At 69.7% G+C, this 23,446-nt stretch carries 23 protein-coding genes; 11 read left to right on the top strand and 12 right to left on the bottom strand.

The genetic code is table 11. The annotated features are described in order from the left end of the window. Positions 1-3 precede the first annotated feature (3 nt). Together OG452_RS13925 and OG452_RS13930 are read left to right on the top strand one after the other, a co-directional pair. Positions 4-852, top strand: a complete 849-nt coding sequence (locus OG452_RS13925; RefSeq protein ID WP_327295926.1) for an oxidoreductase — start codon at positions 4-6, stop codon at positions 850-852. Further along, a complete protein-coding gene (locus OG452_RS13930) occupies positions 852-1,466 on the top strand; it encodes a TetR/AcrR family transcriptional regulator (protein WP_327295927.1) in 615 nt (204 codons plus the stop codon). The genes OG452_RS13925 and OG452_RS13930 overlap by 1 nt, the downstream gene beginning before the upstream one ends. Positions 1,467-1,711: 245 nt before the next feature. On the opposite strand, the gene OG452_RS13935 is transcribed toward OG452_RS13930, so the two are convergent. Further along, positions 1,712-2,443, bottom strand: a complete 732-nt coding sequence (locus OG452_RS13935; RefSeq protein WP_327295928.1) for an SDR family oxidoreductase — start codon at positions 2,441-2,443, stop codon at positions 1,712-1,714. Positions 2,444-2,572: 129 nt separating this feature from the next. Between OG452_RS13935 and OG452_RS13940 the strand changes: the two genes are divergently transcribed. Continuing rightward, positions 2,573-3,163: a TetR/AcrR family transcriptional regulator gene (locus tag OG452_RS13940; protein ID WP_327295929.1), complete on the top strand. Its 591-nt coding sequence runs from the start codon at positions 2,573-2,575 to the stop codon at positions 3,161-3,163. 73 nt (positions 3,164-3,236) lie between these two features. Here OG452_RS13940 and OG452_RS13945 read toward each other — a convergent pair whose 3' ends face one another. Then, positions 3,237-4,379 carry a Cmx/CmrA family chloramphenicol efflux MFS transporter gene (locus OG452_RS13945; protein WP_327295930.1) on the bottom strand — a complete coding sequence of 381 codons (1,143 nt, stop codon included), beginning with the start codon at positions 4,377-4,379 and terminating at the stop codon, positions 3,237-3,239. Between the two features lie 641 nt (positions 4,380-5,020). Continuing rightward, positions 5,021-5,212, bottom strand: a complete 192-nt coding sequence (locus OG452_RS13950) for a DUF1059 domain-containing protein (RefSeq protein WP_266854418.1) — start codon at positions 5,210-5,212, stop codon at positions 5,021-5,023. 381 nt (positions 5,213-5,593) lie between these two features. Here OG452_RS13950 and OG452_RS13955 point away from each other — a divergent pair, with 381 nt between their 5' ends. Further along, positions 5,594-6,310: a DUF4232 domain-containing protein gene (locus OG452_RS13955; RefSeq protein WP_327295931.1), complete on the top strand. Its 717-nt coding sequence runs from the start codon at positions 5,594-5,596 to the stop codon at positions 6,308-6,310. 236 nt (positions 6,311-6,546) lie between these two features. Continuing rightward, the gene (locus tag OG452_RS13960; RefSeq protein ID WP_327295932.1) at positions 6,547-7,803 is read left to right on the top strand and encodes an MFS transporter; all 1,257 of its coding nucleotides are present in this window, start codon (positions 6,547-6,549) and stop codon (positions 7,801-7,803) included. A 76-nt stretch (positions 7,804-7,879) separates the two neighbouring features. On the opposite strand, the gene OG452_RS13965 is transcribed toward OG452_RS13960, so the two are convergent. Then, positions 7,880-9,163, bottom strand: coding sequence for a geranylgeranyl reductase family protein (locus tag OG452_RS13965; RefSeq protein WP_327295933.1), 1,284 nt, complete (start codon positions 9,161-9,163; stop codon positions 7,880-7,882). 100 nt (positions 9,164-9,263) lie between these two features. On the opposite strand from OG452_RS13965, the gene OG452_RS13970 reads away from it, so the two are divergent. Further along, on the top strand, positions 9,264-9,788 hold the full coding sequence (locus OG452_RS13970; RefSeq protein WP_327295934.1) for a GNAT family N-acetyltransferase: 525 nt from the start codon (positions 9,264-9,266) through the stop codon (positions 9,786-9,788). Positions 9,789-9,838: 50 nt separating this feature from the next. Here OG452_RS13970 and OG452_RS13975 read toward each other — a convergent pair whose 3' ends face one another. From OG452_RS13975 to OG452_RS13995, 5 genes are all read right to left on the bottom strand, one after another. After that, a complete protein-coding gene (locus OG452_RS13975) occupies positions 9,839-10,537 on the bottom strand; it encodes a demethylmenaquinone methyltransferase (protein WP_327295935.1) in 699 nt (232 codons plus the stop codon). A gap of 88 nt (positions 10,538-10,625) precedes the next feature. Further along, the gene (locus tag OG452_RS13980; protein WP_327295936.1) at positions 10,626-11,231 is read right to left on the bottom strand and encodes a Uma2 family endonuclease; all 606 of its coding nucleotides are present in this window, start codon (positions 11,229-11,231) and stop codon (positions 10,626-10,628) included. 111 nt (positions 11,232-11,342) lie between these two features. Beyond that, entirely contained in the window at positions 11,343-11,864 is a 522-nt protein-coding gene (locus tag OG452_RS13985) for an imidazolonepropionase-like domain-containing protein (protein WP_327295937.1), read from the bottom strand. 7 nt (positions 11,865-11,871) lie between these two features. Then, positions 11,872-13,086, bottom strand: a complete 1,215-nt coding sequence (gene mqnC, locus OG452_RS13990) for a cyclic dehypoxanthinyl futalosine synthase (protein WP_327295938.1) — start codon at positions 13,084-13,086, stop codon at positions 11,872-11,874. 331 nt (positions 13,087-13,417) lie between these two features. Beyond that, a complete protein-coding gene (locus tag OG452_RS13995) occupies positions 13,418-16,360 on the bottom strand; it encodes a BTAD domain-containing putative transcriptional regulator (RefSeq protein WP_327295939.1) in 2,943 nt (980 codons plus the stop codon). A gap of 559 nt (positions 16,361-16,919) precedes the next feature. Between OG452_RS13995 and OG452_RS14000 the strand changes: the two genes are divergently transcribed. After that, positions 16,920-17,267: a YciI family protein gene (locus tag OG452_RS14000; protein ID WP_327295940.1), complete on the top strand. Its 348-nt coding sequence runs from the start codon at positions 16,920-16,922 to the stop codon at positions 17,265-17,267. Positions 17,268-17,365: 98 nt separating this feature from the next. Here the strand turns inward: OG452_RS14000 and galE are convergent, their stop codons facing one another. The 3 genes from galE to OG452_RS14015 all read right to left on the bottom strand — a co-directional run bounded on the left by galE (position 17,366) and on the right by OG452_RS14015 (position 20,252). Beyond that, positions 17,366-18,382, bottom strand: a complete 1,017-nt coding sequence (gene galE, locus OG452_RS14005) for a UDP-glucose 4-epimerase GalE (RefSeq protein ID WP_327295941.1) — start codon at positions 18,380-18,382, stop codon at positions 17,366-17,368. Continuing rightward, on the bottom strand, positions 18,379-19,407 hold the full coding sequence (locus OG452_RS14010) for a helix-turn-helix domain-containing protein (RefSeq protein WP_327295942.1): 1,029 nt from the start codon (positions 19,405-19,407) through the stop codon (positions 18,379-18,381). Before OG452_RS14010 ends, galE begins: the two co-directional genes overlap by 4 nt. A gap of 407 nt (positions 19,408-19,814) precedes the next feature. Next, positions 19,815-20,252 carry an ATP-binding protein gene (locus OG452_RS14015; RefSeq protein ID WP_327295943.1) on the bottom strand — a complete coding sequence of 146 codons (438 nt, stop codon included), beginning with the start codon at positions 20,250-20,252 and terminating at the stop codon, positions 19,815-19,817. Between the two features lie 143 nt (positions 20,253-20,395). Here OG452_RS14015 and OG452_RS14020 point away from each other — a divergent pair, with 143 nt between their 5' ends. The 4 genes from OG452_RS14020 (at position 20,396) to OG452_RS14035 (ending at position 23,438) form a co-directional block, all read left to right on the top strand. Beyond that, a complete protein-coding gene (locus OG452_RS14020; RefSeq protein ID WP_327295944.1) occupies positions 20,396-21,268 on the top strand; it encodes a helix-turn-helix domain-containing protein in 873 nt (290 codons plus the stop codon). After that, the gene (locus OG452_RS14025) at positions 21,265-21,471 is read left to right on the top strand and encodes a DUF397 domain-containing protein (protein WP_327295945.1); all 207 of its coding nucleotides are present in this window, start codon (positions 21,265-21,267) and stop codon (positions 21,469-21,471) included. Before OG452_RS14020 ends, OG452_RS14025 begins: the two co-directional genes overlap by 4 nt. A 243-nt stretch (positions 21,472-21,714) precedes the next feature. Next, entirely contained in the window at positions 21,715-22,029 is a 315-nt protein-coding gene (locus OG452_RS14030; RefSeq protein WP_327295946.1) for a hypothetical protein, read from the top strand. Continuing rightward, positions 22,026-23,438: a hypothetical protein gene (locus tag OG452_RS14035; RefSeq protein ID WP_327295947.1), complete on the top strand. Its 1,413-nt coding sequence runs from the start codon at positions 22,026-22,028 to the stop codon at positions 23,436-23,438. Before OG452_RS14030 ends, OG452_RS14035 begins: the two co-directional genes overlap by 4 nt. The last annotated feature ends 8 nt before the right edge of the window (positions 23,439-23,446 follow it).

A 23,446-nucleotide genomic window follows, 5' to 3' on the forward strand; every position in this document is an offset into this window, starting at 1 on the left:
CCAATGGAGAAGCGGAACTGGCTCATCACCGGCGTCAGCACGGGCCTGGGGCGCGCTTTCGCGCAAGCCGCCCTGGCCGCCGGGCACACCCTCGTCGGCACCGTCCGTTCCGAGGAGGACCTGCGGGCCTTCGAAGAGCTCAGGCCCGGGCAGGCTCACGGCCGCATCCTGGACGTGACGGACGGTGACGCCGTCTCCGGCGCCGTCGCGGAGGTCGAGCGGAGCGTCGGCCCTCTGGACGTCGTCGTCGCCAACGCCGGCTACGGCCTGGAGGGAACCTTCGAGGAAACCCCGCTGGCCCACGTGCGACGGCAGTTCGAAGTCAACGTGTTCGGGGCAGTGGCCACCCTGCAGGCAGCACTGCCCCACATGCGCCGACGCCGCCGCGGACACCTGATGGCCGTCACCTCCATGGGCGGGCTCATGGCCGTGCCCGGCATGTCCGCCTACTGCGGCAGCAAGTTCGCCCTGGAAGGCATCCTGGAGGCGCTGGGCAAGGAAGTCGCGCACTTCGGAATCCATGTGACGGCGATCGAGCCCGGCTCCTTCCGCACCGACTGGGCCGGACGGTCCATGACACGTGCCGCGCGGACCGTCGACGACTACGACGAAATGTTCACCCCCATCCGCGAAGCGCGGCAGAAGGCCAGCGGGAACCAGCTGGGCAACCCGGCCAAGGCCGGGGAAGCGGTCGTGCGCATCACCTCGGTCGAGCAGCCGCCGGCCCACCTCGTCCTGGGCTCGGACGCGCTGCGACTGGTCACCGCCGCGCGTACGGCTGTGGACGAGGACATCCGCGCATGGGAGACGCTCTCCCGCACGACCGACTTCGCCGACGGTGCTCAGCTCTGATGCCCGGCCACCACCCAGCGCGGAGCCGACGCACCACCGAACGCAAGGGGGACGTCCGGGAGCGGGCCATCCTCGACACCTGCGAAGCCCTGCTGGCGCAAAAGGGCTACGACGCCATGACCGTCGGCGACATCGCGCAGGGCGCCGGCATCACACGCGGCGCCCTGTACTTCTACTTCGGCTCCAGGCAAGAAGTGGTCACGGCGCTCGTGGCCCGGACCGTCGAGCACCTGTGGGAACGGTCCCGGGTCACCGCGCAGACCGACGAGCCACGCCAGGCCATCGCGGCAGCCATGCAGCGCACGGTCGAGTTGTGGAACGAGCACGGCCTGGTCATGCGCACGGCCATCGACCTGTCGTTGACCGTGCCGGAGATCGGCGAGCTGTGGAGCCACACGGCTGACTTGTTCATCGCCGCCATCACCGCAGTCCTGGAACGGGCCGGCATCCAGGCCGGCGCCGAACCGGACCAAGCCTCAGCGATGGCACGCGCCTTGTGCTGGATGATCGAGCGGACCTTTTACCACGCCTCACAGGAATCCCGCGAGAAGCTCCAAGAGGCGTCCGCGACATGCGAACACATCTGGCTGACCAGCGCCGGTCTGACCACCTGAGCCATCTGCCAAGCACGCGGCCCGGTCTCCCAGTTGTCCGACTCCGCACAACTCGCCGCTGCCGGTCGTGGGCGCGGCGAGGCGCGGAGCCATGGCTGACACCCTCACTGACGCGGGACGGCGTCCCGGTCGGTGCAGCTGAACTGAAGCTTCTTCAGAGGGAAGTCGGGGGTCGGTCCGTGTGCGTCACCGGGGTATCCGTGGGTTCGACAGGAATGTGTGGGGTGAGGCGTTGCTGCGCAGGCCTATCCCTGGGCGGTGGGGCGAACGACGATGTCGCCTACATCGACACCGTCCGGCTGTTCGATGGCGAAGGCGATGGCGCGGGCCACCGCGTCCGGCGAAAGAGCGATCTCCATCATCTTGTCGATCTGGTCCTTCACAGCCGGATCCATGCGCTCTGCGAAGTCCGTGCGGACTGCGCCGGGCGAGACGACGGTCACGCGCAGGCTGTCGCCGGCCTCCTGGCGCAGGCCCTCGGAGATGGTGCGCACGGCGTTCTTCGTGCCGGCGTACACCGATTGGAGCGGCACGATGCGCAGTCCGGCGGTGGACACGGTGTTGACGAAGTGCCCGAAGCCCTGCTCCCGGAAGACGGGAAGGGCTGCGGCGATCCCGTACAGGACCCCTTTGAGGTTGACGTCGATCATCTCCTCCCAGTCCTCGACGCGCAGGTCATCCAGACGGGAGATCAGACCGATCCCGGCATTGCTGACGAGGACGTCGAGCTTGCCGTATCGATCGCGTGCCAGCGTGACGAGGCCGGAAAGGTCCTCGTGTCGCGTCACGTCCGTGCGGGCCCAGGCGGCTTCACCGCCGGCCTTTTCGATGCGGGCGGCCAGGGCCTCAAGACGCTCCGGACGGCGTGCCCCGAGGACGATCTTCGCGCCGCGCTCGGCGAGCAGGAGCGCGGTCGCCTCACCGATGCCGCTGCTGGCGCCCGTGATCGCCACGACTTTGCCTTCGATTCCCGACATGATGGACGGTCCTTCCAGTAGAGGAGTGGGGGCGGCCATGCCCTACAGTGAAAGTGGAGGCCCCGCCACTTCATCCACACTAAGTGGCGGCCCCTCCACTTAGCAAATGGAGACAGGGGAGAGACATTGATGGCCCGGGATGCAGGACGCCCGCTGAGGGCTGACGCACAGCGGAACCGGGACAAGATCCTGGCCGCCGCGGTGCGCGTGTTCACTGAGGAGGGACTGGATGCGCACTTCGAGCGCATCGCCAGAGAAGCGGGCGTGGGAACCGGCACCCTCTACCGCAACTTCCCGACCAGGGAGGCTCTGATCGAGGCGGCGTACCGTAACGAAGTGGCCCGGCTGTGCGACGCCGTCCCCGGCCTCCTTGAGGCGATGTCGCCGCCTGAGGCCCTGCGAGCCTGGACTCGCCGCTTCATCGACTACGCCACCGCCAAACTCGGCATGGCCGACGCCCTGCGAGCCGTCGTCAACTCGGGAACCAATCCCTACGCCGACAGTCACGAGATGATCCAGGCCGCGCTCTCCTCCCTCATGGACGCCAATACCGCTGCCGGAACGATCCGGTCCGACATCAGCCCGACCGACATGTTCGCCGCCCTCGCCGGTATCGCCCTCACCTCGGCCAAGCCCGAGCAGCGAGACCAGGCCGAACGCCTCCTCGACCTCACCCTGGACGGACTGAAACCTGCTCCGTCGCGGCTCCCCGAGAACTGACGGCAGAAGCCCGGACATCATCGAGGCTGCTGTTCAGCGGCCTGTTCCAGTAGTGCTCGCGCGAGTACTGGACTTAGGCGGCCCGCACTCGCCGTGCCCCCGCTGTCACCAGGGCGACCCCCATCAGCGCACCGCTCACCCACACCGGCGCCCGGTAGCCGAATCCGGCGTCCAGGGCCAGGCCGCCCGCCCAAGGCCCCAGCGTGGCGCCCAGGTTGAAGGCGGTCGTGGAGAAGGCGCCCGCGAGGCTCGGGGCTTCGGGGGCCTGGTCGAGGACGCGGGCGATCAGAGCCGTCCCCGTACCGAACGCGAACGCCCCCTGGGCCAGGATCAGGGCGAGGGCCACCGGCGGGCTGCCCGCCGTCAGGGCCAGGGCGCTCCAGCCCAGAGCGAGGGCGACCATGCCGGAGGCGATGAGGGCCGTGGGGCGGAGATCTGCGAACCGGCCCGCCACGGTGACGCCGAGGAAGGACCCCACACCGAAGAGCGCGAGCGCGGCGGGTACCCAACCGGCCCCCAGACCGGTCTCCCTGGTGAGGAGCGGCTCCAGATAGGAGAACGTGCAGAAGGTCGCCCCCTGCACCAGGGCCATCGTGAGCAGGGTGAGCCGCAGGCGGGGGCGGGTCAGGACGCGCAGTTCGGTGCGGACGGGTACGGGTTCGGCGTCGGGCCGCCCCGCCGGGACGCTCCGTACGATCGCCAGGGCCGCCGGTACGGAGATGAGAGCGACCGCCCAGAACGCCGACCGCCAACCCCGCCACTCCCCCAGTACCGCCCCGGCCGGTACCCCGACGACGCAGGCGACCGTGACCCCGCCGACCACTACCGCCGTGGCGCGCGCCTTCAACTGCGCGGGAACCAGGGAGACCGCCGTCGACAGGGCCACCGCCCAGAAGCCCGCGTTGGCGACGGCGCCGGCGAAACGGGTCGTGAGGAGCACTCCGTAACTCGGGGTGAGCGCACCGAGGATGTGCACGGCGACGAACACCGCGAGGAACAGCAGCAGCGCACGGCGCCGGGGCCAAGTGCGGCTGAACAGCGCCATGAGAGGCGCGCCGATCACCATCCCGACGGCGAAGGCCGAGGTCAGCAGACCCGCTGCGGCCAGGGAGACGTTCAGGTCGGTGGCGATGCCCGAGAGGAGCCCGGACAGCATGAACTCCGATGTGCCCTGGGCGAAGACCGCGAGCCCGAGGACGTAGACAGCAAATGGCATGGGAGGGTGCACCCCTTGGTACGGAACAGTCGACGGAGCCGTCATGGACGGACAGGCCGGTGTGCGGGGATGCGGGCCGCGCCGGTCGTACGCGCCGGGAGCCGGCATACGTAAGGCCATGACGCCGTGACGCCGTGAGGCCGTGACGCGGAAGAATTCCCGGCTGAGCCAGCGGGGCATGACTCGGTGAACAGCGCTTCAGCGTGCAGCCGAGGAGGAAGTGGCGGCCCGTACCCGCGGTGGTCCGGCGGCGACAGAGCCGTGCGAAGAGCTGCCCCTGACCCCTGTCGGGTCAAGAAGAGCTGCCCCTGACCCCTGTCGGGTCAACTGGCCTCAGTCAGCAGGAACTCGGCCACCGGAGCACCGGTGGCCTCTGTCTGTCGGACTCGGGGCAGGCCATGGAAGTGACGGTATCCGGCCGGGTGGTCGCGGTGCCAGTGATTAACGCCGAGCTTGCACGGGCGGGGCCGCCCACGGCGTGACCAGAGCGAGGCGTCATCAAAGGAGGGCGGGATCAATGGAAGGCGTGAGCGGAGGATGTCATAAGAACTGGGCTGCTCACGGGCCGCTTCGGCCACGTCGCGGCGACATCCAGGCGGCCCGTTTCCGCGTCGAACGCCGCCGCCTGAATCGCAAGGGGGTCACACGTGCTGCGGGGCTTCGTCCTTCAGCATCCCGCGGACCTGCTCGCGCAGCTCACTGCTGTCCGTGTGTCCGTGTACCGAAGCGGCGTGCTCGGACGCCGCGCGTACGACTTCTTCCTCCTCGCCGCTGATGGTCAGCGTGCAACCGGATTCGCTGGGCATGTCCCGGCAGTCGGCGACCTTACGCATGACTAACCTCCAGTCCGCCCCGCCGTCCCCCCCGCCGTACCGCCGGCCTGCGGGCACTGAAGCCAGGCCATGGGCCACGGGGAAGACATTGGGGCCACATTGGCCATATACCACCAATATAGGTATTTCTTACCAAGAACACCAGCTTGCGGTCGTTCCGTCAGGTCGATGTAACGGACCCCGCCGGACGGCTGCCGCGTAGCACGGGACCGGAGTGTCCCCCTTCCTCCGCTTTCTCGTCACAGCGAGTCGACTCGCATGTCACAGGGGCGTCTTGATCGAACTTCGGTCAGAACAACCTGCCGGTGGGAGGACACATACCAAGCAGCAACGCCCGCTCAACCGGAGCGAGCGTGACGACACCGCTTCCCTGGAGTACCGATGCGCGTCAAGAAGATCTCCGCTCTCGCCCTCGTCGCCGCCGCCGCCGGCCTCTCGCTGACCGCGTGCGGCAGCAGCGACGGATCGAGCGCTTCCGCCGCCAACAACAGCAGCGCGTCCAGCACGGCGAGCGGCTCGACCGGGGGCCAGGGCTCGACCTCGGGCTCCCCGTCGTCCGGTTCTTCGGCGTCCAACTCCTCCGCCGGCGCCTCCTCCACCAACTCCTCGTCCGGTTCCTCCACCGGCTCCAGCACGGCCGGCAAGGTCGCCACCAAGAGCGAGTCCGCCGGGTCGGGCTCCAGGTGCGACGCCGACCACCTCGCCCTCAGCGCCACCTCGGCGGGCGTCAAGAACCAGATCGTGATCAACATGAAGAACACCGGTTCCGGCACGTGCAGCATGCACGGCTTCCCGGGCGTCCAGCTCATCGGCTCCGACGGCCTGGGCGACACCGGCCCCAACGCCGCCCGCACCGACGCCTCAGGGTCCACCATGACCATCGCGCCCGGCGAGGAGACCCGCTTCCTGCTCCACTACATCCCGGACACCAGCGGCTCGGGCAAGACCTACACCCGGCTCGACGTCACCCCGCCCAACGAGCGGGTCTCGGAGATCGTGAACCTCAACAAGCTGGCCATCACCGTCTCCCCCTCCACCGGCAACGCCCCCGACGTCTACGTCGACCCGATCGGCTACCACACCGGCTCCGGCAAGTGACCCCAGGGGCTCCACGTACACCCTGGTCCAGCCAGGCGTACAACGTGCTGTTGTGGCCACGGACACGGCGGTTGTTTGACCGCAGGTGCACGGCTCGCTTTGATCTCGGGTGGCAACGCCAGGTTGTCCGGGCTGGGAAAACGGTGGGACATCCGCTGGGACATCCGTCGGGACATCCGGTAGGAAATCCGGCGGGACCGGGCCGGAGAGCAGAGTGAGCGGGAGGTGCGCTGAGCGTGGTGTCCAGGCAGGCGCTGGGACGGCAGTTCGGGTGGCTCTGGGCGGCATACGGGGTCAGCACGCTCGGTACATGGCTCGCGTTCGACTCGTTCTCCCTGATCGCGATCCTCGCACTGCACGCCGGAACGACCGAGGTGTCACTGCTGTCCGCAGCCGGGCTGGCGGTCGGTGCGGTGGTGGCCATGCCGCTCGGCCCGTGGGTGGACTTCCGCCGCAAGCGGCCGGTGATGATCGCGATGGACCTGATCCGGTTCGCCGCGCTGATGACCATCCCCGCCGCGTACGCGCTCGGCGGGCTCAGCTTCGCCCAGCTGCTGGTCGTGTCGGTCGTCGTCGGCGCGGCCGACATCACCTTCACCGCGGCGAGCGGGGCCTGTCTGAAGGCGCTCGTACGGCAGGAGGACCTGCTCATCGCGAACGGCCGGTTCGAGTCCACGACCTGGACCGCCACCATGCTCGGACCGCCGCTCGGCGGGGCCGCGATCGGGATGTTCGGCCCGGCGCTGACCGTACTCGCCAACGCGGTCAGCTACCTGCTCTCCGCCGCGGGGATCCGCGCGATCGGCGGCAAGGAGCCGCATCCCGAGCGGGCCGCCGTACCGAGGCAGCGGTTGGGCGACCTGCTCGACGGCTGGCGGTACATCCTCAGCCACCCCACGCTGCGTCCGCTGTTCCTCAACTCGATCCTCTTCAACGGCCTGATCATGGCGGCCTCCCCGCTGCTCTCCGTCCTCATGCTCAGCCAACTCGGGTTCGCCCCCTGGCAGTACTGTCTCGCCTTCGCGGTGCCGTGCGTCGGCGGTCTGATCGGCTCACGGGCGGCCCGCCGGCTCGTCACGCGGTACGGGCAGCACAGGGTGATGCTCGCCGCCGGGGTACTGCGGGCGTGCTGGTCGCTCGGGCTGGCCTTCGTCCGGCCGGGCGTTGCCGGGCTGGTGCTCGTCATGGGCGTCGAGCTGGGCCTGATCGCCTGCTGTGGGGTGTACAACCCGGTGCTCGCCACCTACCGGCTGAACCACGCCGAACCGGGCCGGGTCGCCCGTACGCTGTCCGCATGGTCGGTCACCGGTAAAGCCACCACTGCGGCCATAACGGCCCTGTGGGGCCTGCTGGCCGCGGCCACCGGCCCCCGCACCGCGATCGCGATCACCGGTCTGCTCCTCCTGGCGACCCCGCTGCTGCTGCCGCGCCGCGACCCCTCAGCACGGCCCGAACCGGAACCGGAACCGGAACCGGCCGGGAGCCCCGCGTGAGGACGGCGGCGTAGGCGACTCGCCACGTCAGAGCCCGCGTTGACAGGGCCCCGGCCCGTACCCGCACAAGTCCCGGTCAGGAGTTGGGTGCCACCTTCGACAGCCCGTTGATGATCCGGTCCATCGCGTCCCCGCCGGTCGGGTCGGTCAGGTTCGCCAGCATCTTGAGGGTGAACTTCATCAGCACCGGGTGGGTCAGGCCGCGCTCGGTGATCAGCTTCATCACCTTCGGGTTGCCGATCAGCTTCACGAACGCGCGGCCCAGCGTGTAGTAACCGCCGTACGTCTCCTTGAGGACCTTCGGGTAGTTGTGCAGCGCCATCTCACGCTGCGCGGGCGTCGCCCGCGCGGTGGCCTGGACGATCACGTCGGCCGCGATCTGGCCGGACTCCATGGCGTACGCGATGCCCTCGCCGTTGAACGGGTTGATCATGCCGCCCGCGTCACCGACGAGCAACAGGCCCTTGGTGTAGTGCGGCTGGCGGTTGAAGGCCATCGGCAGGGCCGCGCCGCGGATCGGCATCGTCATGTTGTCGGGGACGTAACCCCAGTCCTCCGGCATCGACGCGCACCACGTCTTCAGCACCTCACGCCAGTCCAGCTCCCTGAAGGCGGCCGAGGAGTCGAGGATGCCGAGGCCGACGTTGGAGGTGCCGTCACCCATGCCGAAGATCCAGCCGTACCCGGGGAGCAGCCGGTCCTGCGGACCGCGGCGGTCCCACAGCTCCAGCCAGGACTCCAGGTAGTCGTCGTCGTGACGCGGCGAGGTGAAGTACGTACGGACCGCGATCCCCATCGGCCGGTCGTCGCGGCGGTGCAGGCCCATGCCGATGGAGAGGCGGGTGGAGTTGCCGTCGGCGGCGACAACCAGTGGGGCGTGGAAGGTGACCGGGGTCTTCTCCTCGCCCATCTTGGCGTTGACGCCGGTGATCCGGCCGGTGCGCGGGTCGGTGATCGGGGCGCCGACGTTGCAGCGCTCGTGCAGCCGGGCGCCCGCCTTCTGCGCCTGGCGGGCCAGCTGCTCGTCGAAGTCGTCACGCTTGCGGACCAGGCCGTAGTCCGGGTACGAGGCGAGTTCCGGCCAGTCCAGCTGGAGGCGTACGCCGCCGCCGATGATCCGCAGGCCCTTGTTCCGCAGCCAGCCCGCTTCCTCGGAGATGTCGATCCCCATGGAGACCAGCTGCTTGGTGGCGCGCGGGGTCAGCCCGTCGCCGCAGACCTTCTCGCGCGGGAAGGCGGTCTTCTCCAGGAGCAGGACGTCGAGTCCGGCCTTGGCCAGGTAGTACGCGGTCGTGGAGCCGGCAGGGCCTGCCCCGACGACGATCACATCTGCGGTGTGCTCGGAGAGGGGCTCGGTCACGGCGGGAACTCCGGAAGACTCGATTTCGCGTGCCGCACGGCACTGGACAGGTGCAGTCTATGGGGACCGCTTGATCGATCAGCTGAAGGGTTGGAACGAAGTGAACAAGCCTGCGCCGGTCGTCCGGCTGCGCGTCCCCACCGACGAGGACGCCCTCGCCTGGCACCGGGTGTTCGACGATCCGGAGGTCATGGAGTTCCACGGGGGCGCGGCGAAAGAGTTGTCGGTGTACGAGGAGTTGACCGCGCGGCAGCGCAGACACGACGCCGAGCGGGGCTTCTGCCTCTGGACGGTGCTCGACGGGGAGGGCGAGGTGATGGGTTTCACCGGCGCGCAGCCCTGGCCGCACGAGAACTTCGGGCCGGTCGGCCAGATCGAGATCGGCTGGCGGCTCGGGCGGAAGTACTGGGGCCACGGGTATGTGACCGCCGCCGCCCGCATGACGCTGGAGCGCGTACGGGCGGCCGGTGTCGGTGAGGTGTTCGCGATGGTCGACGCCGGGAACGCGCGGTCTGTCGCGGTGACGCGGCGGCTCGGGATGGAGCTGCACGAGACCTTCATGACACCGGTGTCGAAGCGGAAGGGACACTGCTTCCGCCTTGACCTGCCGGAGGGGACCGGCTGAGGGGGAGGTGGGGCGTGGGGGCGCGACTCCGCGTCCCCACCCGCCTCGGTTCACTCCGTCCGCTTGAAGCCCCGGTGCAGTGCCACGATGCCGCCGGTCAGGTTCCGCCAGGCGACGTCCGCCCAGCCGGCCTGCTGGAGGCGGGCGGCGAGTGCGGGCTGGTCGGGCCAGGCGCGGATCGACTCGGCGAGATAGACGTACGCGTCCGGGCTGGACGAGACGGCGGTCGCCACCGGGGGCAGCGCCCGCATCAGGTACTCGGTGTAGACGGTGCGGAACGGGGCCCAGGTGGGCTGCGAGAACTCGCAGATCACGACCCGGCCGCCGGGCTTGGTGACCCGGTACAGCTCCCGTAGCGCGGCATCCGTCTCCTGGACGTTGCGCAGCCCGAAGGAGATCGTCACGGCGTCGAAGACCCCGTCGCGGAAGGGCAGTTTCGTCGCGTCGCCGGCCGTCAGCGGGAGGTACGGATGGCGCTGCTTGCCGACTTGGAGCATGCCGATCGAGAAGTCACAGGGCACGACGTACGCACCGGTCTGCGCGAACGGCAGCGAGGACGTCGCGGTCCCGGCGGCCAGGTCGAGGATCTTCTGCGCGGGGCGGGCGCCCACAGCCTTGGCCACCTCCTTGCGCCACAGCCGCGCCTGCCCGAGGGAGAGCACGTCATTGGTGAGGTCGTAGTTCGCCGCCACGTCGTCGAACATCGAGGCGACTTCGTGCGGCTGCTTGTCCAGGGATGCTCGGGTCACCCGGCCATTGTGACGTGCGGCCCGTCGGAGCCCGGCCACAGGGTGAGGTCGGCGCGGCAAGAAGGCGTACCGCCGCCCGCCGGGACGCTCAGAGCTCCAGCAGCGCGGACACGTCGAACTCGACGGCGAACGGCTGCTCCGTGACCAGCCGCTTGGTGTGCACCGGGTGGGTGACCGCGGGGATGTACTCATGCCGCTCGTGATGCAGCCAGTATTCGTGGATGCTCAGGCCGTCGTCCTTGCCGAGCTCGGCCCGCCAGTAGTACGGAATCTTGGACTCCGCGAAGAGGGCGGGTTTGCGCACCCGGTCGTCCTGCCGGGATCCGGGCGAGACCACCTCGACCGCGAGGGCGACCCGGCTCACCGGGATGCATTCCAGCTCGAAGACGTTCAGTCCCGTGGGGTCGTAAACGATCACGTCGGGGCGAGGTGCGTTGTACGGATCCACCAGGACGCACTGCTCGGTGAGCACTGCGTACGGTGTGACCCGTGCGTCTTCCAGTCGGCGCGCGATGCTGTCGCGCACCCGGTTGTGCCACACCTTTCTCTGCCCACGGGCCACGATCGCTCCGTCCACGAGTTCCCAGTCGAAGGGCAGCTCGAGATCCGTCACCTGCTCGATGGTCCAGCCCGCGGGGGGCGGGAACATCCAGTTGTCCTCGGTGGCCTGTTCCGTCCGGCCTGCGATAGCCATGACTGCTCCCATGGACCTGAGTGTGAACGGAGAGATGGAGTGCGGTCCTGTGTACGACGGTACCGTCACTCGAAGTCGTGAGCCCGTGGCGCGCCATTGACTCGCGGGTCGTCAGCGCGCTCGGTGCACCATCCGGCCCGCGATACACGTCACCAGACAGTTTCCGTCGTCGCCGTACACCGCGAAGTCGGCCCGCCCGGACACGGCGAGGGCGCGGGGCGACTCCGGGAGCGGGCCTCCTGAGACCACGCACAGGCCCGACCGCTCCACGGCCGTACGGACGGCCGCCCGCTCGAACGGTCCGGCGAGCGACGTCGTGCCCGTCGCGAGGAGCCGTTGCAGCCCGCGCCGGGCGCTCGCGCCCCAGCGGACCTCGGTCATCCCGAGCGCGGCCAGATCCTCGCCGGTCAGCGGGTCGGAGCCGAGGCCCTCGCGGGGATCGGGCCAGTAGGCCGCTCCGAGGAGCGCGGGCGCGTCCGGCTCATGGCGGCCGGGGGTCAGCACCCCGTCCCAGCTGCGCAGCCGGGCCCGGTCGCCGAACGCCGCGTCCAGCTCGTCGTACGGGCCGAGCGCCGCGATGCGGTCGCCGTCGATGACGACCGCGTCCGCACGCGCCCGGTGAAGGGTCAGCAAGGCGGCCTCAGTTGGCGTCGAGGAGCTTCAGCTCGGGGTGGGCCGTGCCGCCCTCGATCGCCGTGGACGAGAAGTGCGAGACGACGCGGTCGTCGACCGGGTCGTTCGCCGGGTCGTCGTGCACGACGAGGTGCTCGTACGTCGTCGCACGCTGCGCGGGAACGCGGCCGGCCTTGCGGATGAGGTCGATGATCTCCATCCGGTTCGACCGGTGCCTGGCACCGGCCGAGGAGACCACGTTCTCCTCCAGCATGATCGAGCCGAGGTCGTCGGCGCCGTAGTGCAGCGACAGCTGGCCGACCTCCTTGCCGGTCGTCAGCCAGGAGCCCTGGATGTGGGCGACGTTGTCGAGGAAGAGCCGGGCGATGGCGATCATGCGCAGGTACTCGAAGAGGGTGGCCTGCGTCCGGCCCTTCAGGTGGTTGTTCTCGGGCTGGTACGTGTACGGGATGAAGGCGCGGAAACCGCCGGTCCTGTCCTGTACGTCGCGGATCATCCGCAGGTGCTCGATGCGCTCGGCGTTGGTCTCGCCGGTGCCCATGAGCATGGTCGACGTGGACTCGACACCGAGGCCGTGCGCCGCCTCCATGATCTCCAGCCAGCGCTCGCCGGACTCCTTGAGGGGTGCGATGGCCGTGCGCGGCCGCGCGGGCAGCAACTCGGCGCCCGCACCGGCGAAGGAGTCGAGCCCGGCCGCGTGGATCCGCGAGATGGCCTCTTCGGCCGACACCTTGGAGATCCGCGCCATGTGCTCGATCTCGGAGGCGCCGAGGGAGTGGATGACGAGCTCCGGGTACGCCTTCTTGATGGCCGAGAAGTGCTCCTCGTAGTACTCCACCCCGAAGTCCGGGTGGTGCCCGCCCTGGAACATGATCTGCGTACCACCGAGCTCGACGGTCTCGGCGCAGCGGCGCAGGATGTCGTCGAGGTCGCGGGTCCAGCCCTTCTCGGTGTCCTTCGGGGCCGCGTAGAAGGCACAGAACTTGCACGCCGTGACGCACAGGTTCGTGTAGTTGATGTTGCGCTCGATGATGTACGTGGCGATGTGCTCGGTCCCGGCGTACCGCCGCCGGCGCACGGCATCGGCGGCCGCACCCAGCGCGTGCAGCGGGGCGTCGCGGTACAGCACGACCGCTTCCTCGGGAGTGATGCGCCCGCCTGCGGCGGCACGGTCGAGGACGGCTGCGACATTTACAGACGTAAGGTCGGCGTTCTCGGTCACCGGGCGGGTCCTTCCCAAGGGGCTACAGACGACCGATCCAGCCTACGCCAGGGGGCAGCGCGAAAGATTGCGCCCCCTTTGCCCGGTTTCCCAGCGGGGCTTCCAACGCCGACAGCACCAAGCCCGTCCTGGGGGCGCCTCCCAGCGGTAGCGGGGGGAGATTGAGGACAACGCCGCCCCATCAAGCCCGTCCTGGGGCCTCCCATGGGGCCTCCCAGCGGTAGCCGGGGTAGCTTGAGGGCCGGGGCCCGGGGCGGAGCCCCGAAAGGCCCGCACCGCCACACCCCGCACCGCGCCACGGGCACCACCCCGCCACCGCGTACCCGTACCGTCACCCCGCAGCCGCAACTCCCCCACGCCACCCCGGAAGCAGCTCGTCCAGCAACGCTTCCGTGCGCGGCGGCAGCCCCCGGTCCCCGCTCCGGACGGCCAGGTCCGCCGCGAGTTCCCGCACCCGCGCCTCGTCGCCCGTCGCGTGGGTCGCGCGCAGCATCTCGTTCCACAGCCGCTCGTCCGCCGAGGATCCGGAGACGGCGGCCCGCAGCGCGGCGATCGCCTTCTCCGGCTGCTCCTGCTCCAGGTGGTGCGCCGACAGGGCCAGCGCCACATCCGCCACAAGCAGCGGCAGCTGCGTGTCGATGATCTCGTGGGCCAGCCAGGTGTAGCGGCCCTCCGTACGGTCGGCGAGCAGCGGACCGCGCACCAGCCCGAGCGCGTCCGTGAGCAGCCGCTCCCGCACCGAGGCGCGCCGCGCGCCCCGGCCCTCGGTCGCCTCGTGGTGGAGCGAACGGAGCACGTCCAGGTCGGAGACCACGGACGGGGCGAGCGTGAGCCGCCCGGTGCTGTCCGTACGGAGCCGGGCCGAGCCGTCCTCGTCGGTGCCGAGCCACAGCCGCAGCCGCTCGATGAGCGCGTCGCACACCTCCGGGGTGACTCCGCGCGGCCACATGGCCGAGGCGAGTACCCGCGGGTGGACGCCCTCGCGGTGCAGCAGGAGCAGCGCGAGCGCCTCGTGCAGCAGGGCGCTGCGTTCGCTGTCGGGGGTGTCGAGGCCGATGATCTCGTACGGGCCGACCAGCCGCGCGTACACCGCGGGGCGGCCCTGTTCGGTGATGTCGACCAGGAACGGGCGGGCCGGTTCTGGCCCGTCGCCTTCCGGAGTGGCGTCGGCGAAGAGCCGTACGACCGCTTCGTGCTGGGCCTGCGGCAGCAGCTGGGCGTCGAGTTCGAGACCGAGCAGCGGTGCGAGCAGCCTGCCCTCGCCGGTGATCTCCAAGTCCCAGGTGGCGCCCGGCAGTTGCCCGGCCGAACCGGCGCCGATCAGGCAGCCGATGCCCAGCCGCCCCGAGTCGGCGGTGAGTTCGGCGAGCGCGGTGGCCTCGTCGGCGGTGGGTTCGTCCGCGACGAGCACCAGGTGCGGGGCCCATCGGGTCTGCTGGGCCGGGCCGGTACGCCCGGTGAGGACCGAGTCGTGACCGGCAGCGCCGAGCGCGCTGCGGCGCTGCCCGATCTCCGCGCCGAGCGTCTCGATGAGTTCGTCGACGGAGCCGAGGTGGCGCAGCCGCGTCGGGGCCAGCGGGCTGAGCTCCGCGCCGAATCCCACGACCGTGACGGTCATCCGGTCCGACCAGCCGTTGGTGGCCAGTTCGGCGGCGACGGACGAGAGGACGGCGGCGCGGTCGGGGTCGGCCCCGGTGAGCGCGACGAGACCGGGCACGGCCTCCAGGTTCAGCAGCAGCCGCGCGTCGTCGCGGGTGCCGAGGCTGACGAGCCCCGGGTACGGGGCGGCCGCGCTCTCCGGGTCGATCCCCTCGTACGCCGCGACGGTCGACCGCTCAAGCCGCCAGAACGTCTGGTCCTGGCCCTGCTCCCACGGCGCCGGCGGTGTCCCGGACGGCTGGGCGAGCTGGAGGTGCAGGTCGTCGTCGGTGAGCCAGGCCGCGTACACGACGGGCAGCGGGCGGCTCTCCCCGCCGAGCGAGGTGGAGAGGCCGCGCAGCGCCAGGTCGAGGAAGCGGACGGCGTCGGGGTCGGCCCCGACCAGCAGCGCGTCGTGCACATCGGCCTCGTCGCCGGTAGGGACCGGCGGCTCCATCCCGCGTCGGCCGGCCACTGCCGTCATCGCCGACTGCCACAGCGCCATCCGGCGGCGGCGGCCCAGCGCGCCGAGGATGCCGGCAGCGAGCAGCGGGGCGCCGATGAGGGCGGCGGAGAGGCCGATCCCGGAGTCGGAGCCCTGCGAAGGGGCCTCGGCGACCGCGCCCGATCCGGCACCGGAGCCGGTGGACGGCGCGTTCGGAAGGCGCTGTTCCGGTACGGAGATCTGCGCCGTCGGGCTGTCACCACGGCTGCCGCCCTGGTGCTGCTGGGCGGGCTGCTCCTGGTGGTTCCCGGACTTGGCGTAGTCGTCGATCTGGTGGCGCACCTGCTCGGAGATGCTCGGCGCCTGGTCGGGCATCTCCACGACCTCGCCGCCGTGGGCGTCGGCCGGCATCTCCATGATCCAGCCGGGCCGGATCAGACTCGCCTCGGACAGCTTCGTGCCGTCCGGCTGCATCCGGTCCTTGTTGAGCTGGTAGATCTCCTTGTACCTGCGGCCGTCGCCCAGGTGGCGCTGGGCTATCTCCCACAGCGAGTCGTGGTGGCGCCCCTCGGGCGGGCTGATCCGGTAGAACTTCGTCGCGCCCTCGGTCCCGGCCCTCGCGTTCGCCTGCTCGGCGTGTGACTGGGCGTCGGCCTGCGAGGCCACGGCGGCCTGCGCCTGCTGCGCGACACCGACCCCCGGGGCCTGCTGCGCGGCGGCGACCGTCGGCTTGTGCGTCGACTCCAGGGACTGCCCGAACTGCGCGATCCCAGGCGCGAAGCTCGCGGCGGTGGCGCTGACCAGGAGCAGCGCGGCGATCAGCTGCCGGGCCAGCATCTGGCTCGGCCCCGCGCCGGGAATGCGCGAGGGCATTCCGACTCCGGAGACCGCGGCCTTGATCTCCACGAGGACGCACGCGGCGAACTGCGCCCAGGCCAGCCAGACAACGCAGATCAGGATGTTCACGAACGTGTCGACGGTGATCTGCTGCTGCACCATGTCGAAGGACGGCATACCGTGCGGCAGCGGCCAGCCCTGCGTGGACAGGGCGAGCGGCACGGCGAGCAGCAGCCCCGCGAGCGCGAGAAACGCGAAGAACGCCTTGGCGAAGTCACCCGCGGTCCGTTGCCGGGGCAGAGGCTGAGGCGTCCGGTTGGTCGGGCCCGTCGAACCGGGAGTATTGCGCGCCATGGCGGGTGTCCTGTGGGGAGGGAGCGGGTTCGGGATCGTCGGGGGTTGTCGGGGGTTGTCGGGGGCTTAGGGGGCTTCGGTGGTGTTCACGGGTCGTCAAGGGCTGCCCGGATCGTCGGGTCCGGAAGTCGGGGGGTGGACTGAGCCTACCGAGATGGTACGGACGGTTTCGAAAGACAGACAGGTCCCGACGGACACAACGCGTCCGATATGACACACCTGTTGACACTTGCCCCGATTACGCGAGCATCACGACCACTCGGCACCGGCTTCCTCACGACCGGGCTACGCCGCTGACGTCCGAGGACCGCAGGCCGGCCGGAAACCGTGGATACACGACTAAGCGGCCAAAACGGGCCGCAGAGCAATTGGGTCGGCTCAACGTCCCGCACCAGAAAGGCGGTTGATCCAGAGACGGCCCAGCCCCCATGCTCTGGCGACCGCCACCGACCGCCACCGACCGGCCGACAGCCACCACCAGCTGCCCGCCGTCATCCCATATTCCGGTCATGTACAGCACCAGCACCAACACCAACACCAACGATCAGAGGAACGGCTCATGAAATACGCACTCGTGATCTTCGAGACGGATGCGTCACGCGCACAGATCCAGGCCGACCGAGCCGCCTACCGGAAGGCGTACGAGACCTGGATCGGCGAGACCGCAGCCGCGGGAAAGCTGGTCGGCGGCGATGCGCTGGAGACCGAGCACCAGCGCCCCGTCACCGTACGCAAAGCAGCGGACGGGTCCCCGACCGTGACCGAGGGACCCGTGCACGGTGGCGGGGAGACCCTCGGCGGCTGGTTCGTACTGGAGGTGGCCGACCACGCCGAAGCGGTCGAACTCGCCCGCAGCTTCCCCACCCCGGAGGCACTGGAAATCCGCCCGCTCCTCGAATCCGCCTGAGCGGCAGCAGCACCCTGAACGGCGAGCGGTCGGTGGGCGGTTGGGGCGCCTCGGTCGATCAGTCCATCGACGCCGGAACACACCACCCCGGCCTCCCCTCAGCTGGACGACTGACCGGTCATCTGGGCGCTCCACTTCGCACGCCAGGCCAGTGCGTCGCGTACGCCTTCCGTCGTGGTCTTCCGGGCGCTCCAGTCCAGTAGTTCGCCCGCACGGTCGCCGGTGGTGTAGCAGCCGATCACATCACCGGGACGCGGTCCGGCCTCACGAACGTCGAGGGTCTCCCCGACCGCCTCCTCGAAGGCCGTGACGAGTTCGCGCACGGTGGTGCCCTGTCCGGTACCGACATTGATGACCTGGTACCGGTCGTCGGCGCCGGGTTTGACCACCTCGTCGAAGCGCGTGAGAGCGGCAACGTGCGCAAGGGCCAGATCCCAGACATGGATGTAGTCGCGGATACCGCTGCCGTCCCGGGTGCCCCAGTCAACTCCGGTGATTGTGAAGGGCGTTCCCTCGGCGTACGCCTCGATGAGCTTGCCCAGAGCGTGGGTCGGATTCGGGTCCTGCAACCCCGTACGCAACTGGGGGTCGGCCCCGATCGGGTTGAAGTACCGCAACGCGATGACGCGGACGGGGGCCGCCACGGTCCAGTCCTGGAGAACCTGCTCCATCATCTGCTTGGTACGGGCGTAGGGGCACGCCCCGGCCACCGGGGAGGTCTCGTCCACCCGGGCGTCGGCGGTGGGTACGTAGATGGAGGCGGAACTGCTGAAGACGACGCGCTCGCAGCCGTTGCGCTGGAGGGATTCGAGAAGGTCGACGGTCTTGGCGACGTTCTCCCGGTAGTAGTGCAGCGGCCGCTCGACGGACTCGGGAACGACGATCTTTGCGGCGCAGTGCAGGGTCGCCACGATGTCGGGGTGCTCGGCGAACACCTGGTCCAGCAGGGCCTGGTCGGCGATATCCCCCTGGTAGAAGACACGGCCGTGGACGAACTCACGCCGGCCCTTGGAGAGATCATCGAGGATGACCGGAGTGATCCCCTGATCGATGAGCGCGGAAGCGACGGTACTACCGATGAATCCGGCACCGCCGGTGATCAGAATCTTGGTCATGCGCGGGATTCTCCCCCAGGCTCACCGCCGCCGTCCGGTCCGCGCCGCCCGGTCCGACAGTCGCGGCACCCACGGCAGCGGCCGGGCTCGGGTGACCGGAATGCGCGGTCGCAGATATCGCAGTTCTGCAGCGGAGCCGGCCGCCTGGCCCCTTCTCGGCCACGGAGAGCAGGCAGCCGGGGCGGCACCAGGGCGGCGAGCCGGTGGGCGAGGAGGGCCCCGGGCCGTCTCAGAGGCTCCGGCAGATTGGTGGTGAGGACGGCCCGTACGGCGTCGGGATGCGCATCGCGTTCGAGCCAGGCGGCGACGGCGGGAGCGAGCCGCGTGATGTCGGTCTCGGCCAGGAGCAGCGTTGGTTCGGCCCGGCGCAGGCCGGAGAGCAACTCGACGGCCACGCGGTGGCGTTCCGCGTCAGGGACCAGCGGCTGTGGAAGCGCAGGGCGTGGGGATGACGGGGACGGCTGCGGTGGCTGGGGTCGGGGGGTTACGGAGACACGGGACTCCGTAACCAGGCAGGAGCGGGGGGCGTGCGTGGCGGAGGCGTGCGCAGTAGGGGCGGGGACCGGGCGGCTGGGCGCGGACAACGTACGGGATAGTGACGGCAACGGCGCCTTGCGCTGCGCCGCGCGTGCGGAGGTCGGCGGGACATGCCCGGGGCTCACGTCGGCGCCCGGCTGGTTGCCCGGCTGGTTGTACGAGACGGTGCGGGTGACGACCCGGCCGTTCGGGAGGCGTTCCCGGGTACGGCGCAAGTAGCCGTGAGCCTCCAGCTCGCGCAGTGCGGCGGCCACGCGGGCCTCGCTCTCCGGGAAACGGTCGGCGAGCACCTTGACGCCGATCCTGGCTCCGGCGGGCAGGGACTGGATGTGAACGGCCAGCGCGATCGCGACGAGGGACAGCCCGCGGTGCTGGGCGAGGTGGTTGCCGACGACCGTGAAGCAGGCGGTGTGCCGGGAGTTGATGTGCACGACTCCGGAGGGCCCGGCGTCGGGCCCGGCGCTGGCGGGCGCAGAACTGGAGGACATAGCACTGGAGGACATGGCACGGGAGGCCACTGCGCCCCGGAGATCACGGGACGGGGCGCGCGGGGGCGCGCTAACCTGCTGGGTATCCATCGGGAAGCTCTCTTCTTCCTCGGTGGTCAGGCCCTCGGATCAGGATTGCAGTCCTAGCCGGGGGCCGTCACATGTCTGGGGTTGTTGGTCGTGGCGAGCATATGCCGACCAACCCGCCCCAAATCCACCCCGGTTGGCAAACCTCACCCTTGTGGGTGACGGAGGGCGCGGGTGAGGCCGGGTGGGGTTGGGAAGGTTATTTCTCTCAGTACTTGAGAGTTCTTACGTCGCGGGAGACAGCGTCACGGCCCACCGGGTCGCGGATCCCCGCGACCCGGTGAAGACGGCCACGGTGCCGCCGCAAATAGCCCAGATTGTCACTGTACGAGATCGAGTTCGGCCCAGACCGTCTTGCGCGGGACAGGACCGGGCGTAACCCCCCAGCGATCCGCGAGCGTCTCAACGATCAGCAGACCCCGCCCCCACTCCACGTGACCACCGGGAACGACCTGGGCACCGGGTCCCGGCGGAAGCCGCTCACCCCGTGCATCACTCACCTCGATCCGCAGCAGCGCTCGCCCGTGCACCGCGAGTCCCAGCTGGAAGTCCCGGCCCTGCACACGACCGTGGGTCACGGCATTGGCAGCCAGTTCCGCGACGATGTGCGCGGCCGACTCGGACGGCAGCCCCCAGTGCCCCAGATGCGCGGTGGTGAGCAGCCGGGCCAGCCGCGCACCCCGCCGGGTAGGGGAAAGCAGAACGGTCAACGTACGGCCGGGATCGGGGTGTTGAGGCAGATCGAGTTTGTGGTTCACGTCACTCAGCGTGGCCGGACGCCGCTACGCTGAGAAGTATCGACGCGTGTACGGACAGTGACTGTCCAGCGGTTGTCCGGGCCTGTCCAGCCGGTACGGCCGCCGGTGCGCGACAGAACCAGTACGGGTGGAGGCGGGTGCCCATGCCGGGCGATGACGGCAGGGAGTACACGACGGACGGCGCGGACGACGCGGACCGGGATGTCGACCTGGAGGACGACTCGGGGGCGGTGATCGCGGCGGTGGGCAGGCAGATCCGCCTGTGGCGTGAGGCGGCGGGACTACGGGCGGCAGAGCTGGGCGCGGCGATCGGGTACGGCGAGAACCAGGTCTACAAGGTCGAGGCCGGAAAACGCATCCCGAAGCCGGAGTTCCTCGACCGGGCGGACGACGTGCTGGGCGCGGGCGGGAAGCTCGCCGAGATGAAGAAGGACGTGGCGGACGCCAGGTACCCGAAGAAGGTCCGGGACCTGGCCAAGCTGGAGAGAGAAGCGGTCGAGCTGGGGGCGTACGGCAACCACAACATGCATGGTCTGCTGCAGACCGAGGAGTACGCACGGGCGCTCTTCGAGATGAGGCGGCCCTCGTTCGGGCGGGACGAGATCAACCGACACGTGGCAGGACGAATGGGCCGCCAGGAGATCTTCGAACGGCAACCGGTGACGATGCTGACCTTCGTCCAGGAAGAAGTCACGATCAGGCGCCCGCTCGGGGGCAGAATGGTGGCGCGGCGGCAGCTCGAACATCTCTTGGAGATCGGCCAGTTGCGGAACGTCGAGATCCAGGTGATGCCGACGGAGCGCGAGGACCATGCCGGAATGGGTGGCCAGCTCCAACTGCTGAAGTTCGACGACGGAACGGCGGTGGGACACTGGGAAGGCCAGTTGTCCAGCCGCCTGATCTCCGACCCCAAGGAGGTCCGGATCATCGAGCTGCGGTACGGAATCATCCGGGCTCAGGCTCTCACCCCACGGGAGTCTCTGGCCTTCATCGAGAAAGCGCTGGGAGAGACATGACCCGCAAGACGTCAGCCGGAGACGGCTCCGCGCTGGAGTGGATCAAGAGCAGCTACAGCAGCAACGACGGCCCCGAATGCGTCGAGATCGCAGCGGCGACGAGCATCATTCACGTCCGCGACTCGAAGAACATCCCGGGCCCGCAGCTCGGCTTCACGCCGGACGCATGGACGGACTTCGTGACGTACGCGTCCAGGAACTGACCCCTGAGCACTCGCGCCCCGATGCCCGGCCAGTCCGGGCATCGGGGCGCGCTGCTGCCCGAACACACCCCGGCATCACTCCGGCTCGCGTGCCGCGCGGCGTAGTACGGGAGGGCGCCTTTGCTTTCCGTTGGTTGCTGGAGCGAAAACCGATGGAGGACAGTATGCGTGGCCGCTCCTGGGCAGACGAGCCGGACGAGGCAGATGGGACGGCCTGTCGGTAGCACGAGTACGGGGGTCAAAGTGGCGGATCACATAGCGGTGTCCACATCGGAACTGCGGGAAATCAGCCGGTCGGTTGCAAAGCTGAAGTCGCACTTCGAGGGCGCCAAGGACCTGGTCGACTCCTACGACGCGGAGATGGGATCGGGCGACGTGGCGGACGCGCTCGACGACTTCGCGGACGACTGGAAGAAGAAGCGCAAGCAGCTCTGCGACGGCCTGGAGTTCCTCGGCAAGACGGCCGGCTCGGCGGCCAAGGCCTACGACGGCCTCGACCAGCACCTTGCCCAGGCCCTACTGAAGTCCGAGCCGAAGAAGAGCGGCGAGGGCAAGTGAGCGACGACTTCTCAGGCGTCGACTGGCAGACGGCTTGCTACGACGACAAGGAATTCACCCCGGGCGACCCCTACGAGGTGGCACGGCTCGGCAAACGCATCGCCGACACGGCCGCCCTGATACAGGAGCAGGCCACCAAGCTGCACAACCTGGTCGACGGCAACGGCTGGGACTCCGACGCCGGGCGTGAGTTCACGAAGAAGACCGCAGAAACCGTCGGACTTCTCACCAAGTCGCACCAGCGCTACGCGGCCGCCGCCGACGCCCTCGGCGCCTCGGTGGGCCCCGAACCCGCCTCCGACGAGGCGCGGGAGAACTGGGCCACCGCCCTCAACCACGCGCAGACGCTGGTCCGTACGGCACTCAAGAAGGCCAAGGCCGCCGATGCGGACGGCAGCCACTTCCAGAAGCAGATCGATCAGCATCCCGGCCACGACCACCACCCCGACAAGCAGAAGCTGCACAAACAGAAGGAGTCGGCCGACTCGGACCTGGAGGACGCCAAGACGGACCTCCGGCACGCGCTGTCCTACCGGGACACCCAGGCCGGTTACGCCAAGTCGGCCATCCACGACGCCGTCGACCACGACGGGCTGAAGGATCCCAAGCACCACTGGTGGGACAGCGTGGAGGACTGGGTCGCGAAGATCGGGCACTGGGCGGGCGTGGCAGCGGCCATCCTCGGGGTGCTGGCCCTCGTGCTGAGTTGGGTGCCGGTACTCGGTGAGGTTCTCGCGGCGCTGGCTCTGATCGCATCGGTGGTCGCTCTGGTCTGCGACACCGTATCGGCCCTCGACGGTAAGGGCACCTGGCTGGACGTCGCCATCGACGCGATCGGCGTGCTGTCGTTCGGCGCCGGCCGACTGCTCGGCACTGCGGCGAAGGAGGCCTCCGTGGCCGCACGGGGGTCCGCCGCCGTCAAGGACGTGCAGCTGGCACGGGACATCGGGCTGAATCCAGCGGCTGCCCGTGGACTCGGCGAGGCACTCAACGGGATCAAACCTGGTCAAATCGGCAAGGCGCTCGCCGAGGGGCCCGCCGAACTCCTGCCGCGGATGCGTTCCGTGGTCAAGGAGTCCCTGAACGCCAAAACCTACGTCAACGACATCAGGATAGCCGCGGGGAAGCTGCCCGGCGAGGAAAGCCTGGTCAGCGAGGGTGCCCCCAAGCTCGCGCAGATCGCGGGCTCCTCGTTCAAGAGCATGGCGGGCTACGGCAAGAGCCTTTTCATCGGCAGTCAGACCCTACCGCTCGCGGCCGGCTGGTCGAACCTGGCGCCGATCAGCGACGGGGAGTCGTGGATCACCGGGCCGGACGGCCTGGGCAGGGTGAAGGAGGTTCCCGGGCTGGGGGCCGGCGGCATACCGTTCTACAACTGGCGCTGGAGCACACCCGGGGACGGCGGCTGACCCGGCCG

The organism is Streptomyces sp. NBC_01197, assembly GCF_036010505.1.
Taxonomy (GTDB): Bacteria; Actinomycetota; Actinomycetes; order Streptomycetales; family Streptomycetaceae; genus Streptomyces.